A 16,449-nucleotide genomic window follows, 5' to 3' on the forward strand; every position below is an offset into this window, starting at 1 on the left:
CACTCGGGAAAACCGATGATTTAAACCTTATAGAAAGTAATATCCGCACTATTGCAATTTTGACTCAAAAGCCGATACACAACGCGCCAGATTTGTTAAAACTCACTCGAAAAAACCAAATTATTCTCAAAAAACAGTAAAATCATGGTCTAATTCACAAATTCATCAGAGCCCAACAAACCAGTTAAAAATCAGTAAGTAACAGACAAAGTAAAGAATTAATGACAACCAGAACCAGAGTTTATTGCTCATAAAATAACCACAAAATGACTTTATGACAGGCAGTGTCATATTTCTGAAATATAACCCCTCTACCATCGCCGACAGATTTCAACGAAATGACACTCAAACGACATATTCCTGTCACGGAGAAATGATTATGACTACCCAAGCCACTACTGCTGAACAACCAATAAGCAGCTCTATGCGCTTGGTCCGCTGGGCAAACCTGGCGTTCATGCTGTATGTCCTGCTTGTCGCCGTTTCAACGGTAAGCAGCGGCTTCAAACTGTCTGTCGGTGAACAAGCTAAAACGCTTTTTGAATTTGCCTCTCATCCGATTGCCGGTTTGATGATTGGTCTGGTCGCGACATCGCTGATCCAGTCCTCCAGTACGGTAACGTCGATCATCGTCGGTCTGGTAGCCGGCGGCCTGCCGGTGGAAACAGCGATTCCAATGGTGATGGGTGCCAACATCGGTACCACTCTGACCAATACGCTGGTCAGCCTGGGTCACGCACGCTGTAAAGAAGAATTCCGCCGCGCCTTTGCCAGTGCCACTGTTCACGACTTCTTTAATCTGCTGGCGGTCTTTATCTTCCTGCCGCTCGAAATGATGTTTGGCCTGTTAGACAAAGTCTCTTCTTGGCTGGTATCCCCGATGCTGGATGCGGGCAACATGAGCATGAATGGCATGAACTTCATGAAAGTGGTGACCAAGCCGGGCGTCGAGCTGATCAAAGCCCCACTGGAAGGCATGGGCTCGATGGGTGGTGTGTTCATGATCTTAGTCGGTATCGGTCTGATCTTCGTGTCAATCACCGCGATGGGTAAACTGATGCGCAGCCTGATGGTTGGCCGTGCTCGCGACATCCTGAAAAGCGCAATTGGTCGCGGCCCTATGCATGGTATTGCATCAGGAACCCTGGTTACCGTTCTGGTTCAGTCGTCTTCAACCACGACCAGTCTGATGGTACCGCTGGTTGGTACCGGCGTGCTGAAAGTGCGTGACGTCTACCCGTTTACACTGGGTGCGAACATTGGTACCTGTATTACCGCCCTGCTGGCCGCTACAGCCGTCACCGGTGAGTTCGCAGTATTCGCGTTGCAAATCGCGCTGGTTCACCTGTCATTCAACGTGCTGGCCACTCTGCTGATTTACGGTGTACCGTTCCTGCGTGAATTGCCACTGAAAGGCGCTTTCTTCCTGGGTGACCTGGGTACGAAAAGCAAAGCAGCGGTTGCAGCCTACATCGGCCTGGTATTTATTGCCCTGCCAAGCTCAATCCTGGCACTGACAGCCTAAGTAAGCGACAACAGGCTGAAAAACCAAATACAAAAAGCCCCGCAGCACTGCTGCGGGGCTTTTTCTTTTCTGTCGGAAACGGTGCCGGTACATTTCCCTGGCACTCGCCCAATAGCGAAAGCTTAAACCGAAAACGGATACTTAATCGGATCGTGGTGCTGATAGCCAACCACCTCAAAGTCATCCATGGTGACCCAGGTCTCCAAGTCTTCCAGCGATTTAATGTCCGGGTTGATAATCAGCTGTGGTGATGGGAACGGCTCACGTTTAAGCTGTACATCGCGCATCAGTTCCAGCTGGTCTTCGTAAATGTGTGCATTCACAATCTTGTGGTAAGCCTGACCAGCTTTGTGCCCGGTAATCTGCGCCACCAGTGCCAGCAGTGTGTAAACCTGAATCTGGTTGAAGTTCAGGCCCAGAGGGACATCACATGAACGCTGGTAACTGGTCAGGTACAACGTATCACCCAGCAGTGAGAAAGTATGAGTGTGCATACAAGGACGCAGACAGCCCATGTCGAATTCTCCCGGGTTGTAAAACGTCAGAATTTCGCCCCGGTCATCAATCCCCTGGCTGAGGTCGTCAACAATTTTGCGCAGCTGATCGATGGTGGTGCCGTCTGGTTTACGCCAGCTTCGCCCCTGAACCCCGTAGACGCGGCCCATGTCATCTTCGCCTTTACGGTGCGGATTGTTCAACCAGGCTGCGTTGTCATTGGCGTTCATGTCCCAGGTTTTCGTGCCCAACGCACGAAAATCGGCGGCGTTGTCATAGCCGCGAATATAACCCAGCAGCTCGGCAATCGCGGCTTTCCAGAAGCTTTTACGGGTGGTGATCAGCGGAAACTGGTTGTTGGCTACATCGTAGGTTAAATCGGCGTTGATCACCGTACGGCAACGCTTGCCCGTGCGCTGGTTTTCGACCCACACCCCTTCGTCAACTATGCGCTGACACAATTCTAAATACTGCTTCATTCCGCTGATCCAAACTTACAAAAAATTAGGGGCAATTCTACCGAAAAATGGCCAATTCAGCGACCGGGAATCGCACCGCCCGGAGACAAAAAAGGCAGCCTTCTCAAGCTGCCTTTGGGGTACATAGCTGACAGTTTATGCGGTCTTGCTTTTCGGCTGGCATTTGTATGCCCACAGCATCATCAGTGCACCGGCAATCACCATCGGCAAAGACAGGATCTGCCCCATACTGATCCAGCCGCCAAACAAGCCAAGATGGGCATCCGGTTCACGGAAGTACTCAACGATAAACCGGAAGCTACCGTAACCAAACAGGAACAGGCCAGATACCGCACCTGCCGGACGCGGTTTACGGATAAACACGTTCAGGATGAGCAGCAGTACAACCCCTTCCAGGAAAAATTCATACAACTGAGACGGATGACGCGGTAGCGGCCCGCCAGTCGGGAACACCATGCCCCATGGCATATCTGTCGGGCGTCCCCACAATTCGCCATTGATGAAATTCCCTAGTCGGCCAACCCCCAGCCCAAACGGCACCAGTGGCGCAATAAAGTCAGCCACATTAAAGAAGGTACGGTTGTGTCGGTAGGCGTACCAGCACATCGCCGTAATCACACCCAACAGACCACCGTGGAACGACATCCCGCCGGTCCATACCTTAAACAGGTACAGCGGGTTATCGAGGAACATGTCAAAGTTGTAAAACAGCACGTAGCCTATACGGCCACCCAGCACAACACCAAGGAAGCCGGCGAACAGCAGATCGCTGACCTGCTCACGTGTCCAGCCACTGCCCGGCTTGTCTGCCCGACGGTTTGCCAGCCACATTGCAAAGACAAACCCCAGTAAGTACATCAGCCCATACCAGCGTATGGCCAACGGCCCGATTTCAATCAATACCGGGTCTATATTCGGAAACGTCAAATAACCTTGGCTCATCAAATCATTCTCAACATATACATAAGTTTGCCAGCTATCTTAGCCCGTAAACATTTTCACACTGACAAATAACAGAAAAATTGCAAAGATTTTTTTTAGTACCGGGGTCGGTAAACGGCTGACCCAGGCGGCACCAAAACGGGTGGTATACATGGAAGTTAGCACAATCCCCAGCAAGGCGGGCAGATACACATAGCCGATACTGAACAGCGGCAGATTCTGATCCCCCACCCCGGCAGCAATGAAACCGGCCATCCCGGCAATCGCGATCAGGGCACCGGAAAAAGAGGCGCAGCCAATGGCGCGGCGCATTTCAACACCGTGCCAGCTCAGATACGGCACCGTCAATGACCCGCCTCCGATCCCAGCCAGGCTGGATACCACACCGATCAGCCCACCCGAGCCAAACAGACGCACTCCGCCCGGCAGCGGGCGCTGTGACGAGAACCGCATCGACGCCAGCATTTGCAGCCCAAGCAACAATACAATCACAGCAAAAATTTTCGGTAGCATATGGGACGGAACCATTTCAGCCACCACGCTGCCCCCCAGTCCCCCGAGAATCACGCCGGGCGCCAGACTGCGCACAATGGAAACATCGATGTTGCCGAGGCGAAAGTGGTTTCGCGCCGAAGCGCCGGATGTCAGCACAATACTTGCCAACGAGGTCGCCAGCGCAATATGCATCACCAGGGTTGGTTCAATGCCAGCCAGCGGCAACAACCACACCAGTGCCGGAACCACAACCAGCCCTCCGCCAATCCCCAGTAACCCGGCCAGTACCCCGACAACGGCACCCAGGCCCAGACACACAGCAAACAGCCAGATTTCATTGCTGTAAGCAGCAAACAGGCTCAACGGCCCCGCAAAATTTTCAGTCATTTTCTCTATTTACCAGCCCGGATAAACCCACCCAGGCCATGTCCATCAACAAATTCAGTGGTTTTGGCACGAACATCCGCCGCGACAGTTGCCTTCAGCGCATAATCGGCCAACTGCTCCATCTCCGTGACCGGTATATGGCGCAGAATATATTTTATTTTGGCGACGTTTCGGGTATTCATACTCAAAGAGCGATACCCCATCCCTACCAGCAGCAGCGCACCAATCGGATCCCCCGCCAGTTCACCGCACACACTCACCGGCAGCTGATACTGACGGCTGGTTTCAACAATGTGCTTGAGCGCGTGCAGTACTGCAGGGTGCAACGCATCATAGACACCGGCAACCCTGGCGTTGTTCCGGTCCACGGCCAGCAAATACTGGGTCAGGTCATTGCTGCCGACGGATATGAAGTCCACCCGATCTTTGAGTACCGGCAGCTGATAGAGGATGGAAGGCACTTCAATCATGATCCCGATGCGCGGGCGGCGCAGGCGGTAGCCCTGCTCCAGCGCAATGCTGGCCACCTCGGTATACGCACGTTCAATCAGTCGCAGCGATTCATCCAGCTCCGCAATGCCAGAAATCATCGGCAGCAGGATATCCATGTTGTCGAACCCAATACTGGCCCGCAGCATCGCCCTGACCTGCATCAGGAAAATTTCCGGATGATCGAGCGTAAAACGGATCCCGCGCCAGCCAAGGAAAGGATTATCTTCTTCAATCGTGAGGTAGGGCAACGGTTTATCCCCACCAATATCCAGCGTACGCATAACAACCGGTTTGTCACGGTAGGTGGAAAGTATCGAACGGTATTGCTGGGTTTGCTCTTCCTCAGAAGGGAAGCTGCGCTGCATCAGGAACGGCACTTCGGTCCGGTACAGCCCAACGCCGTCCACGCCACGATTTACTGCAATGCTGGTATCGGCACTGAGCCCGGCGTTCAGGTAGACGTGAATACGCTCTCCGTCCTGCGTTTTCGCCGGCTTCCCTAAATCGCCTTCGACGACTTTGGCCAGCTCATTCTCTTCCCGCAGCAGACGGGTGTATTCTGCCAATACATGCCGATTGGGGTTGACCAGCAGATCACCACGGTACCCATCGACAATAACCCGGCAGTTGTGAATTTTTTCCGGTACAAAGTCCACCCCCATAATCGCGGGGATACCCAGTGCCCGCGACAGAATAGCCGCGTGCGAGTTGGCAGCCCCTTCCTGTGACACCACCGCCGCCAGTTTATCGCGCGGCACACTGGCCAGCATGCCGGCAGTCAGCTCCCGGGTCAGCAGGACGATCGGCTCATCCCATTCAATGTCTGCCACTTCGTCGTTGTGAAGGAAGAACAGCAACCGCTGGCCCAGCTCGCGAATATCCCGCGCCCGCTCTTTAAGATAGCTGTCTTTCATATTGGCAAAGCGCGCGGAATAAATTTCAACGACCTGACGAATGGCCCACTCAGCCAGATCGCCTCCCGCCACCTTACTGAACAGATCTTTGCGCAGCATCGGGTCGTTGAGCAAGTGACTGAACAGATCAAATATTGCCAGCGTTTCTTTGTGCAGCTCGCTGTCAAAGCGCTTACGAAGCCGACGGAACTCCGCACTGGCCATTTCAATGGCAATGCTTAACCGCTCTTGCTCGGCTTCTGAATCCAGGCAGGATGCCGGAGCGATCGCTTCCAGACGGGGTTGATTATCATCCCACCAGGCGCGGGCAATCGCCACACCGGTTGATGCCGCAGAGCCCATCAGGTGTAAGCCGTCATGCTGATCCGGCCACATGCCCTGAGCTTTGGCATGGGCAAGGATCATCGCCAGCTGGGCAGCCAGCGTAACCATGAAAGATTCTTCGCTTTCGTCAAATTCGCGCTGATCGCGCTGCTGAATAACCAGCACGCCCAGTACCTGGCGCTGGTGAATGATCGGGGTACCGAAAAAAGAGCCGAAGACTTCTTCCCCGGTGCCCGGGATGTGCTTGAAATGAGGATGATGCTGAGCATCAGCAACGTTGATGGGTTCGGCGCGTTCCGCCACCAGCCCCACCAACCCTTCACCAAAGGCTAAGCCGACATGGCGGTGCGGTTTAGTCAGCCCCTGCGTTGCCATCAGGGTGTAGCGTCTGCGTCGGTTGTCGACAATGTACACAGAGCAGCACTCCGTTTTCATTGCCTTGCACGTGCTGACCACCAACTGATCCAGCGCATCAAGCAGACTTGGTGCACTTGCTACTTTTTCAACAATTTCTCTCAGTTGTGTCAGCATCTCCCGCCTGCTCCACTTCGTTTGGATCAGCTCCGTTTAACCCGGCGCTTCCTGCGTTCCTTGCGCTCCTTAAACGGCATGGCCATTGCCGCAAATTCTTTCAGCGCCCGCCGGTAGACATCCCGCTTAAAGGACACAACCTGACGCACCGGGTACCAGTAGCTGACCCAACGCCAACCATCAAACTCCGGTGTGCTGCCACGCTGCATGTTCACCTTTGACTCATCACATTCTAGGCTAAGCAAAAACCATTTCTGCTTCTGCCCGATACAAACAGGCTTAGAATCCCAGCGTACCAAACGCTTCGGCAGTTTGTAGCGCAGCCAGTGACGGCTGGTTGCAATAATCCGAACATCTTTCTTGGTAAGCCCCACTTCCTCATACAGTTCCCGGTACATGGCTTGTTCGGGGGTTTCTCCCTCATCAATGCCTCCCTGGGGAAACTGCCAGGAATGTTGTCCATATCGTCGAGCCCAGAATACTTGGCCATGGCTATTGCAGATCACGATTCCCACATTCGGGCGGTATCCATCGCCATCAATCACTGGACGACCTCAAGTATAAATCTCTATTAACAGTGATTTTTTCACAGACAATGCTGGGGGTAAACAAACATTCTTATTTATCATTCTATTTTCTTACTGAAGCCTCACTTTCTGGATAACTTTTCAGCTCCGCTGGTTTTATAAACAGAGCAATGAGACCTAGGCCACATTTATACACGTTTTCTGTGGATAGATTTGTGAAGAAGCCGTAAATCCCGCTGTTTTATCCTTAAAACCCCCACGAAAACCGCCATACCCCAAGATCGAAAAAATCAAAAAATAAACTACAAAACAATAACTAACAAAACAAAACCCCATAAACCCTGAATTCATAGCAAATGCCATAACTTAAAAAACCGGGATCGGTTAAAGATCCACCACCCTTGACGTTATCCACATCAAAAATCATCAACCGCTCAATAATGACGCAACCAAGCGCGCAAAATAACAACACACCCCTGTATAAATCCTCAGTTTCTAGGCTGAATGAAATGCATACCTCCCCACCTGTGGATAACTAATTCTGTAAGATCATTCTGCTTTTCTCCCGGAGAGGTCAGAAACGTAACCCAGCTAAATATCATTAGAAATTAAAAATAAAATCAATAACTTATTATTATCACCTGCGCATATTGCTGCGTCATTACGGTGATCAGCCCTCTGAGGGATGATCCGTATCTCTCCGCTGTTCTCCACTTTATGATTCATCCTACGGCCTGTGGTAGGATAGCGAGCCACAGTGTGAGGTACCGTAACGATGCAACCAACCCCAAAAACTGAACAGGAACTCCTGGAGCGAGCCCAGTCTCTGGCCGGCCTGACTCTGGGCGAACTGGCCGATGCCGCCGGCATGATCACACCTCCGGATCTGCGTCGTGATAAAGGCTGGGTGGGACAGTTGCTGGAATGGCATCTTGGCGCCACCGCCGGCAGTAAACCGGTACCGGATTTCGCTGAACTGGGGATCGAACTCAAGACAATCCCGATTGGCTACAACGGCAAACCGCTGGAAACGACCTTCGTCTGTGTTGCCCCGTTGATCGGCCTGCAGGGAGTCAGTTGGGAAAACAGCCACATCCGCCATAAACTGGCGCGCGTCCTGTGGATGCCGGTTGAAGGGGAGCGGGATATTCCGCTCGGGGATCGTCATGTCGGCTCCCCCCTGCTCTGGAGCCCGTCACCGGAGGAAGAACAGCAACTCCGGCGTGACTGGGAAGAGTTGATGGACATGATTGTCCTCGGTCAGGTTGAGCAGATCACGGCCCGCCATGGCGAGGTCTTACAATTGCGGCCGAAAGCCGCAAACGGGCGGGTACTGACTGAAGCCTACGGTGCCAACGGTCAGCCGATAAAAACGCAGCCGCGTGGCTTCTACCTGAAAACCCCGTTCACGGCGAGCCTGCTGGAACGATACTTTGTCATCTAATAACGCAGTGATCTCATACCGCAGAGCTCAAAAAACTCATCATATAAGCACCTCACTCATCGCCACGTTCTGACACCAGTAACCTCAAAATCCAGTAAGGGCAGGCAAACAGGCGGCGACGCAACAAATTCAGGCTTACAACGCAATCGTCATATCCTGCTGGCAACTGCCCGACTGGCCATCGGTCGACATACATTCATCGTGTGGATCGGTCACTCTCAGGGTCACGGAGGAGATACCGAGAGGTTTGAGCAGCTCTCTAACCTGTTCAATTGATTGAAAAGTCACCATTTGGTCATTGTCATCTTTCAGCGGCTCCAGCTGATTTTTATACTCCACTTCCATCAAATAATCCGCACATCCGGCATAACTGGTCAGAATACAGCGCGGCATATCTCCCTGCTCTGACCGGGTCCAGTGTTTAAACTGTGACAGTTTCATAATCTCTCCCATCGCTTTCCGTCCAGTAACTATTGGTCAGAACTGCAACATCATCAAGCTGCTAGGATGAATTTCCAGGGTTTACCTGCTCTTCTCAGAGCCGCTGACACAGGATATAGTCATATTAGGGTCCGCCCACAATTTGACAGGCTAGCAGTCCAAGGAGGGCTGATGAAATACCATAAAATTCCTCACTCCACCCTGGAGGTGAGCAAAATTTGTCTTGGCACCATGACCTTTGGTGAACAGAACAGTGAACAGGATGCTCACAGCCAACTGGATTTTGCTTTTGAGCGCGGTGTGAACTTTATCGACACCGCTGAAATGTACCCAGTCCCCCCAAAACCGGAAACACAGGGACTGACCGAAACCTATATCGGCAGCTGGCTGAAAAAGACCGGTCGCCGTGACAAAGTGGTGCTGGCGACCAAAGTTGCCGGGCCTCGTAACCTTCCCTATATCCGCCCGGATATGGCGCTGGATCGCCGCAATATCCACGATGCCGTCGAAGACAGCCTGAACCGTCTGCAAACGGACTATATCGATCTTTACCAGCTGCACTGGCCCCAGCGGGAAACCAACTGCTTCGGTCAGCTGAATTATGAATATAAAGAAGATCACTCCGGCGTCACAATCACTGATACTCTGGAAGCGCTGGCTGAACTGGTACGTGCGGGTAAAATTCGCTACATCGGCTTGTCGAACGAAACGCCATGGGGCGTGATGTCGTTCCTGCGTCTGGCAGAAAAACATGAGCTGCCGCGCGTCGTTTCCATTCAGAACCCTTACAACCTGCTCAACCGCAGCTTTGAAGTCGGATTGTCCGAGATCAGCCACCATGAGGGCGTTGAGCTACTGGCTTACTCACCACTGGCATTCGGCACACTGAGCGGCAAATACCTCAACGGTGCCCGCCCGGAAGGTGCCCGGTGTACATTGTTTGAACGCTTCCAGCGCTACTTTAACCCTCAGGGTATTGCGGCGGCCGCAGCCTATGTGGATGTGGCACGTAAGCACGGCCTGGATCCGGCGCAAATGGCATTGGCCTTTGTGAACCAGCGTCCGTTCGTTGCTTCTAACATCATCGGTGCTACTAACCTGGAACAACTGGAAGCGAATATCGCGAGTATCGATCTGACGCTAAGTGACGAAGTACTGGCCGATCTGCAAGCGGTCGGAATTCAATACTCTAACCCTTGTCCTTAATATCGCCCGGTTATCACTGGCAGCCATAAAAAAAGCCCCCGTAAAAACGGGGGCAGTATGACATCAGCTCAACCAACCCAATCAATATGAGTTGATAGTTTTCACTTTAATGATTCCCCTTCCCCGCCACCAGATGCCTTTCGTCGCAAATCGTTGTGAAGTGTTGCAAGGGATAAACCGTCAAAATCGTATCCCCGCCAAGTCTTCCCGACGGGGACACTATTACGTTACAAGTCTCGATCGATACTTGTTGCGCAGACGCTGAGTTTTGCGTCCAGCCGGGGTCAGCAGACGATCCGACGCAATAAATTGCTCCTTGTCGATGCCGATATCACGACGTATATGGACCGACAGGTGTGGAATATGTACCTGGATACGGCGGTGCTCATGACGCCATTGGGCGGCTTCGCGTTGCAGATCCAGTTGGATAAAGAAAACAGCAAGACGTAAATAGACTGATTGGCGCATTATCGTGCTCTCCATAAAGGTTAAGAGTATTGGAGGGACGCGAAAACACTGCCGTTTCAGGCTGACAACTTAAGCAAAAAAGACTTAACTAGCCGCGACAGGTATCCGCGGCCCATTTACACAGCGGATTGCCGTTAGTGAAATTGTTTGAACGGGGTATCACCGAAAGAACAATTTTTTGTATTCAGTAGATTTTGCATCACTTGTTCCTCCGGTAATAAGTTATAAAGATGTGAAATATGGAGTTATTGTAAACAAACACGCTTACAAAACAAGCAGATATTCGCTACAGCAAAAATTACACGATAATCTTCCGGTAATCGTGGTGCACCGGTGAGAAATCAGGCTGGATACTCCGGCTCACATATGAAACACAGAGCATCGAACGGTTCAGCTTTGCCGGAAATGTCGCGGCGGGGGCACCAGATCGTGCTTATTCAGCAACCGGTACATGGTCGCCCGCGAGACCCCAAGCTCACGGGCCGCGGCTGAAATCTGGCCTTTGTTGTTTTCCAGTACGGCTAGCAAGGCACCACGTTCGGAGTCTTCACGGATTTTCTTGAGACTTTGGCGATCATCCGCCAGCCTCGGTAAATCAAAATGCTCGTCGTCCAGTTCTTTGCCATCAGCCAGCAGGATTGCCCGCTTAATCTGGCTGATCAGTTCTCGCACATTACCGGGCCACGAATAACTGCTGATCAGGCGTTTAGCCTCTTCGGTGATATGCTTGACCGGGCTGTTGTACTGCCGGGCAAATTTGAGCAGCAGGTACTCCGCCAGCAGCACAATATCGTCCCCTCGCTCCCGCAACGCCGGAACAGTCAGGCTGAGGATATTCAGGCGGTAATAAAGCTCTTCCCGCAGGCAACCCGATTCCAGCAACTCCTCCGGGGTATAGCGGGTCGCTGCAATCAACCGAAAACGCAGATCAATCACTCGCCCGCACTCGGTCGTAAAGCGTTCATCTTTCAGCAAACGCAATAACTCCTGCTGTCGCGCAGGACTGAGCGCAGAAATTTCGTCCAGATACAGCACCCCATTGTCTGCCGCATCAAAACAACAACGCTCTGGCTGATTGCTGTTTGCTTCGAGCATCCAGCGGCTATCAAGGGATTCACAGTTCACAATGACAAACGCCCCTTTTGAGCGGGTCGATGCCTGATGAATCGCCTGCGCCACCAGCTCTTTTCCGGTGCCGATTTCTCCCTGAATCAGTACCGGCATATCTGACATCGCCAGCCGTTTGACCTGATGACGCAGTTTTTTCATGGCCGTCTGTTCACCCTGCAAGCCATGTTGACCAAACTGCCCTAACTGAGGCCAGACCCGCCGCTCAAGCCGCAGCATCCCGAGCTGATGCCCGATCGTTTTAAGCAATTGAGATTCAGGTACCGGCGCCGTGAAATAGTCGATACAGAAACTGACGATAAACTGGCAGATAGCATCGTGCTGCAGTTGATCATCCCGGACCAGAGCCAGCCAACGCGCCTGCTTGTTGCGGGTAATAACACCGGCAATTCCCTGCAAACTGAAATCATCACGGGTCAGGTCGACAACCCCGATACAGGGACCGGTTTCCAGCAACAGGTTTTCAGCCGCCCGGAGATCATCACATCGATGGCAAAGCCAGCCGGCACGTTCCAGGGCAGTCGACCAGGGAATATCCCCACTTCCCAGCACCAGGAGTGTTCCAAGCAACGAGTTATTTTTCTTCACTTTGTCCATTCAGCGTACCTTTCCCGTGTCAGAGCCAGCATTATCGTGGCGCCCTGTCATGCAGTCATACCATGACGGGGAGTTTCTGCCAGTAAGGATCTTATGTTGCCTACCCGATCAAATGCAACTTGTTTACTATCAAATTTGTAACTAACCGTATTGATACAAAAAATTGTGGTACCAAAACACAAAAAGCGCCCGCAGGCGCTTTTTTTTCCGGTAGGGTTTGTGACTTAACTCACTTTAATGACTTCAGGCTCATCAAGTTCAGCATCAATTTCATTCTCGGTTTTGGCCACAATGGTGTTAACCGCAGTATCACCCACAACGTTTGAGCTGGTACAGAACATGTCATTAATACGGTCTACAGCAGCCACAATCGCCAGGCCTTCTGGTGGCAGACCCAGTTGGTGCAGCAACACGCCCACCATTACCACGCCACCACCCGGTACACCACCGGCACCAATCGACAGCAGTAGGATGGTCAGACCCAGTGTCACCACATCGGCGCTGTTAATTGGCTGGCCGAACGCATTGGCTACGAACAGGGTTGCCAGCGTGATGTAAATCGATACTCCGGACATGTTCATGGTCGCGCCCAGTGGCACACCAAATCCGGCAACCGATTTTGAAACCCCCAGTTTGTCAGTCAGTGTACGCATCGTCACCGGGATGGTGGCATTCGAACTGGCTGTCGACAGCGAGAACAGGATCTGCTCACGGGTGTGGCGCAGGAAAGTCATCGGTTTGATACCAGTTGTCAGCCCTACAGCCATCGGGTAGAAAATGAAGATCCAGAATACCAGCATGGTAATAACCAGTGCCACGTAACCCGCGACTGACATCAGCGTTTCAGCATTCAGTGTCGCGCCCAACTGTACCATCAGGGCAAATACACCGTATGGAGCCAGACTCATGACCAGCACGACCAGCTTCATCATCAGCTCATTCGCCACTTTAAAAGTGCGGATCGCCGGGCCACCGCGCGAGTCCAGAGCCTGAATGGCAAGACCTGTCAGAATCGCCATGAAGATAATCTGCAACATATCTCCATTAGCAAAAGCCTGTACTGGATTACTTGGTACGATATTAACAATCAGTGAGAAAATATCAGGGGTTTCAGTGGTAGTCAGCGTAACCGTTTCGGATACCGTACCTGCCAGATTAGCACCAGCGCCCGGCTGGAAAATCATCCCTACGGTCAGTGCTGCTGTAATCGCAATGATGGTGTTTAAAATGTATAGGGTAAAAGTTTTTCCACCAAGGCGACCAAATGCAGTGATGTCCTTCAGCTCCACGATACCGCAGACAATAGATACGAAAACCAGAGGCACGACCAGCAGTTTAATCAATGAGACAAACATCCCACCAACCCCTTCCGCCGCCCCTAGGACATAGGTATCCATCAGCGTTACGCCACTAAACAGGTATTGAATGGCCGTGCCGAGAATCAGCCCGGCAAACAAGCCTGTAAAAATCTTTCCTGATAGCGATTTGTTCATCGTCCATCTCCAGTCTGTTGTGCTTGTATATGTGTATTTAACGTCCTGCTCCCGCTGTTAACCGCGGGATACGGCGACATTTTACACAGATGCTTTTCCGGAAAAAGCGAAATATTTACACTGGAGTTACATTTCAAAAACCCAAAACAAACACTTTTAAATCACACAAATAACAGATGAAGTCACTAAAGCATTTAAATATCCATAGCTTACTGATAAACAAGACAGCATGATTAACCAAGAACACCGTTTTATTCACTCATTCATAAATGTTAAAGAGTGTGAATGGTGTCACAGCGGAAATTTACTAACTTGCGCAAAAGTTGCCCAATTTTCACTATTGGAAACTCTTTTTCTTTTATGAAGAAACAGACAATAAATGCAAATAACGGAGGATTGGGGAAAGCAAAAAGGAAGCAAAAGTAAGTAAAACTCTGACGCTGAAAAACCTTGTGTTCACAACTGAAACGGCCCCGTTGAGCCGTTTCAACGGCGGTCAGTTTTTGGCAGAGGCAAGGTGGGTCTGGCAAATTTCCGGGGTCAGTACCTCCGTTTCAAAACTCCCATTCCCCGCAAACCAGGCTCGAACACCTAACCCATGGTCAATAGCGGCTCCAAAATTCTTGCAGAGCTTAGGAAATATTTCTGCTTCCGTTTCAGCTTGATGTATTCCCCAAGTCCACCGAGGGTTAGGTAAGCGATAGATGAGCGTTAACAATGCGGTGTCTTCATCATAGTGAAAAGTTTGCATTCCGCCGCGAAATGGCACAGCAGGTTCATCATTCAGCCGTTTAAGTTGCTCGTTCAACTTAGCAGGCACCTGGCTGGCAAAATCGGAAGCGGGTGGCATTAGCTGGGTGGTCATACAGCCGGAAAACAGCACGCAGGCGGCAACAAGGGAAGCTTTTCGGTACATTCTTTCACCTGATCACAATAAGATACTCGTTTTATATAAGCAATATTTTACAGACACAGAAGAAAAAAGATGAGACATATCAAACAGAAAGAAAAAAGCCACCCGGTGGGTGGCTTTTATAATCATTCCGCGAGAAATCAGTTCACTTGTGGACGCATCGCCGGGAACAGAATCACGTCACGGATGGTGTGCGTGTTGGTCATCAGCATCACCAGACGATCGATACCAATACCCTGACCTGCTGTTGGTGGCAGGCCGTGCTCCAGCGCAGTGATGTAATCGGCGTCGTAGAACATCGCTTCGTCATCGCCTGCATCTTTCGCTTCAACCTGTGCTTTGAAACGAGAATCCTGATCCTGGGCATCGTTCAGCTCAGAGAAGCCGTTCGCCACTTCACGACCACCGATGAAGAATTCAAAACGGTCAGTAATGAACGGGAAATCATCGTTACGACGCGCCAGTGGTGAGATATCCGCCGGGTAACCCGTGATAAACGTTGGCTGAATCAGTTTAGGTTCCGCCGTTTCACCAAAGATCTCTTCCAGCAGCTGGCCACAAGTCCAGAAATCTTCCACTTCCACGTGAACAGACTTCGCAATCGCAATCATGTGGTCACGATCCTGAACTTTGTCGTAGTCCAGCGCCTGAATATCAGCGTGGTTCGGGTTGTAGTGCTTGATCGCTTCCAGCATGCTCATGCGAGCGTAAGGACCGGCAAACTCAACGGTTTCATCGCCGTAAGGCATGCTGGTTGAACCCAGTACGTCTTGTGCGATTTTGCTTAGCATCTCTTCCGTCAGATCCATCAGATCTTTGTAGTCTGCGTACGCCATGTAGAATTCCATCATCGTGAATTCTGGGTTGTGGCGCGGAGACAGACCTTCGTTACGGAAGTTACGGTTGATTTCGAACACACGCTCGAAGCCACCAACAACCAGACGCTTCAGGTACAGCTCAGGCGCAACACGCAGGTACATGTCGATATCCAGCGCATTGTGGTGAGTCACGAACGGACGAGCTGTTGCACCACCTGGGATCACGTGCATCATTGGGGTTTCGACTTCCATGAAGCCTTTTTCCACCATGAAGTTACGGATCGCCGATACTACTTTAGAACGTACCACGAAGGCGTTACGAGAATCTTCGTTAACAATCAGGTCAACGTAACGCTGACGGTAACGCATTTCCTGGTCAGTCAGGCCGTGGAATTTTTCTGGCAGAGGACGCAGTGCTTTTGTCAGCAGGACGTACTCGTTCATGTTGACGTACAGGTCACCTTTACCTGACTTGTGCAGCGTACCTTTCACACCGATGATGTCACCGATATCCAGACCAGAGTATTTCTCTTTCAGCTCTTTCTGCACTTCTTTGTCAGCATAAACCTGAATGCGGCCAGAGACATCCTGAATCGCCAGGAATGGGCCACGCTTAGCCATAATACGGCCAGCTACAGCAACAACGTTGCCCGCCTCTTCCAGCTCTTCTTTGCTCAGCTCACCAAATTGAGCTTGCAGATCAGCAGCCAGGCTATCGCGACGGAAATCATTTGGGTGGCCGTTTGCTTTACAACCTTCGCGGATTCTGTCTAGTTTCGCGCGACGTTCAGCAATCAGCTTATTCTCATCTTGTAATTGATCAGTCATGG

The 16,449-nt window shown here is 51.4% G+C and carries 14 protein-coding genes; 3 read left to right on the forward strand and 11 right to left on the reverse strand.

Going from position 1 to position 16,449, the window contains the following annotated elements:
• Nucleotides 1-379 precede the first annotated feature (379 nt).
• Entirely contained in the window at nt 380-1,525 is a 1,146-nt protein-coding gene (locus C9I92_RS05495; protein ID WP_047886477.1) for a Na/Pi symporter, read from the forward strand.
• Nucleotides 1,526-1,647: 122 nt separating this feature from the next.
• Here C9I92_RS05495 and C9I92_RS05500 read toward each other — a convergent pair whose 3' ends face one another.
• From C9I92_RS05500 to rppH, 5 genes are all read right to left on the reverse strand, one after another.
• Nucleotides 1,648-2,499 (reverse strand): thymidylate synthase, encoded by an 852-nt coding sequence (locus C9I92_RS05500; protein ID WP_047886476.1) that lies wholly within the window; start codon nt 2,497-2,499, stop codon nt 1,648-1,650.
• Between the two features lie 135 nt (nt 2,500-2,634).
• Entirely contained in the window at nt 2,635-3,441 is an 807-nt protein-coding gene (gene lgt, locus C9I92_RS05505) for a prolipoprotein diacylglyceryl transferase (protein WP_047886475.1), read from the reverse strand.
• 39 nt (nt 3,442-3,480) lie between these two features.
• Nucleotides 3,481-4,323 carry a sulfite exporter TauE/SafE family protein gene (locus tag C9I92_RS05510; protein WP_047886474.1) on the reverse strand — a complete coding sequence of 281 codons (843 nt, stop codon included), beginning with the start codon at nt 4,321-4,323 and terminating at the stop codon, nt 3,481-3,483.
• Nucleotides 4,324-4,328: 5 nt separating this feature from the next.
• Nucleotides 4,329-6,584 carry a phosphoenolpyruvate--protein phosphotransferase gene (gene ptsP, locus C9I92_RS05515; RefSeq protein WP_047886473.1) on the reverse strand — a complete coding sequence of 752 codons (2,256 nt, stop codon included), beginning with the start codon at nt 6,582-6,584 and terminating at the stop codon, nt 4,329-4,331.
• A gap of 26 nt (nt 6,585-6,610) precedes the next feature.
• Entirely contained in the window at nt 6,611-7,129 is a 519-nt protein-coding gene (rppH, locus tag C9I92_RS05520; RefSeq protein WP_047886472.1) for an RNA pyrophosphohydrolase, read from the reverse strand.
• 757 nt (nt 7,130-7,886) lie between these two features.
• Between rppH and mutH the strand changes: the two genes are divergently transcribed.
• A complete protein-coding gene (mutH, locus tag C9I92_RS05525) occupies nt 7,887-8,555 on the forward strand; it encodes a DNA mismatch repair endonuclease MutH (protein WP_047886471.1) in 669 nt (222 codons plus the stop codon).
• Between the two features lie 135 nt (nt 8,556-8,690).
• On the opposite strand, the gene C9I92_RS05530 is transcribed toward mutH, so the two are convergent.
• Complete coding sequence (locus tag C9I92_RS05530) at nt 8,691-8,996, reverse strand: DUF6482 family protein (protein ID WP_047886619.1); 306 nt, start codon at nt 8,994-8,996, stop codon at nt 8,691-8,693.
• Between the two features lie 171 nt (nt 8,997-9,167).
• Here C9I92_RS05530 and C9I92_RS05535 point away from each other — a divergent pair, with 171 nt between their 5' ends.
• Complete coding sequence (locus C9I92_RS05535; RefSeq protein ID WP_047886470.1) at nt 9,168-10,202, forward strand: NADP(H)-dependent aldo-keto reductase; 1,035 nt, start codon at nt 9,168-9,170, stop codon at nt 10,200-10,202.
• A 222-nt stretch (nt 10,203-10,424) separates the two neighbouring features.
• On the opposite strand, the gene C9I92_RS05540 is transcribed toward C9I92_RS05535, so the two are convergent.
• The 5 genes from C9I92_RS05540 to lysS form a co-directional block, all read right to left on the reverse strand.
• Nucleotides 10,425-10,670 carry a hypothetical protein gene (locus tag C9I92_RS05540; protein WP_047886469.1) on the reverse strand — a complete coding sequence of 82 codons (246 nt, stop codon included), beginning with the start codon at nt 10,668-10,670 and terminating at the stop codon, nt 10,425-10,427.
• Nucleotides 10,671-11,060: 390 nt separating this feature from the next.
• Entirely contained in the window at nt 11,061-12,395 is a 1,335-nt protein-coding gene (locus C9I92_RS05545) for a sigma-54-dependent transcriptional regulator (protein ID WP_047886468.1), read from the reverse strand.
• 224 nt (nt 12,396-12,619) lie between these two features.
• The gene (locus C9I92_RS05550; RefSeq protein WP_047886467.1) at nt 12,620-13,888 is read right to left on the reverse strand and encodes a dicarboxylate/amino acid:cation symporter; all 1,269 of its coding nucleotides are present in this window, start codon (nt 13,886-13,888) and stop codon (nt 12,620-12,622) included.
• 496 nt (nt 13,889-14,384) lie between these two features.
• A complete protein-coding gene (locus C9I92_RS05555) occupies nt 14,385-14,804 on the reverse strand; it encodes a hypothetical protein (RefSeq protein WP_047886466.1) in 420 nt (139 codons plus the stop codon).
• Nucleotides 14,805-14,941: 137 nt separating this feature from the next.
• Nucleotides 14,942-16,447 (reverse strand): lysine--tRNA ligase, encoded by a 1,506-nt coding sequence (gene lysS, locus C9I92_RS05560; protein WP_047886465.1) that lies wholly within the window; start codon nt 16,445-16,447, stop codon nt 14,942-14,944.
• Nucleotides 16,448-16,449: the final 2 nt, after the last annotated feature.

The organism is Photobacterium ganghwense, from assembly GCF_003025595.1.
In the GTDB taxonomy this organism is placed as follows: Bacteria; Pseudomonadota; Gammaproteobacteria; order Enterobacterales; family Vibrionaceae; genus Photobacterium; species Photobacterium ganghwense.

Bases quoted from the DNA above. Each gene is read 5' to 3' on its own strand.
- C9I92_RS05495 (WP_047886477.1), top strand. From the start codon at position 380: ATGACTACCCAAGCCACTACTGCTGAACAACCAATAAGCAGCTCTATG.
- C9I92_RS05500 (WP_047886476.1), bottom strand. From the start codon at position 2,499: ATGAAGCAGTATTTAGAATTGTGTCAGCGCATAGTTGACGAAGGGGTG.
- lgt (WP_047886475.1), bottom strand. From the start codon at position 3,441: ATGAGCCAAGGTTATTTGACGTTTCCGAATATAGACCCGGTATTGATT.
- C9I92_RS05510 (WP_047886474.1), bottom strand. From the start codon at position 4,323: ATGACTGAAAATTTTGCGGGGCCGTTGAGCCTGTTTGCTGCTTACAGC.
- ptsP (WP_047886473.1), bottom strand. From the start codon at position 6,584: ATGCTGACACAACTGAGAGAAATTGTTGAAAAAGTAGCAAGTGCACCA.
- mutH (WP_047886471.1), top strand. From the start codon at position 7,887: ATGCAACCAACCCCAAAAACTGAACAGGAACTCCTGGAGCGAGCCCAG.
- C9I92_RS05530 (WP_047886619.1), bottom strand. From the start codon at position 8,996: ATGAAACTGTCACAGTTTAAACACTGGACCCGGTCAGAGCAGGGAGAT.
- C9I92_RS05535 (WP_047886470.1), top strand. From the start codon at position 9,168: ATGAAATACCATAAAATTCCTCACTCCACCCTGGAGGTGAGCAAAATT.
- C9I92_RS05540 (WP_047886469.1), bottom strand. From the start codon at position 10,670: ATGCGCCAATCAGTCTATTTACGTCTTGCTGTTTTCTTTATCCAACTG.
- C9I92_RS05545 (WP_047886468.1), bottom strand. From the start codon at position 12,395: ATGGACAAAGTGAAGAAAAATAACTCGTTGCTTGGAACACTCCTGGTG.
- C9I92_RS05550 (WP_047886467.1), bottom strand. From the start codon at position 13,888: ATGAACAAATCGCTATCAGGAAAGATTTTTACAGGCTTGTTTGCCGGG.
- C9I92_RS05555 (WP_047886466.1), bottom strand. From the start codon at position 14,804: ATGTACCGAAAAGCTTCCCTTGTTGCCGCCTGCGTGCTGTTTTCCGGC.
- lysS (WP_047886465.1), bottom strand. From the start codon at position 16,447: ATGACTGATCAATTACAAGATGAGAATAAGCTGATTGCTGAACGTCGC.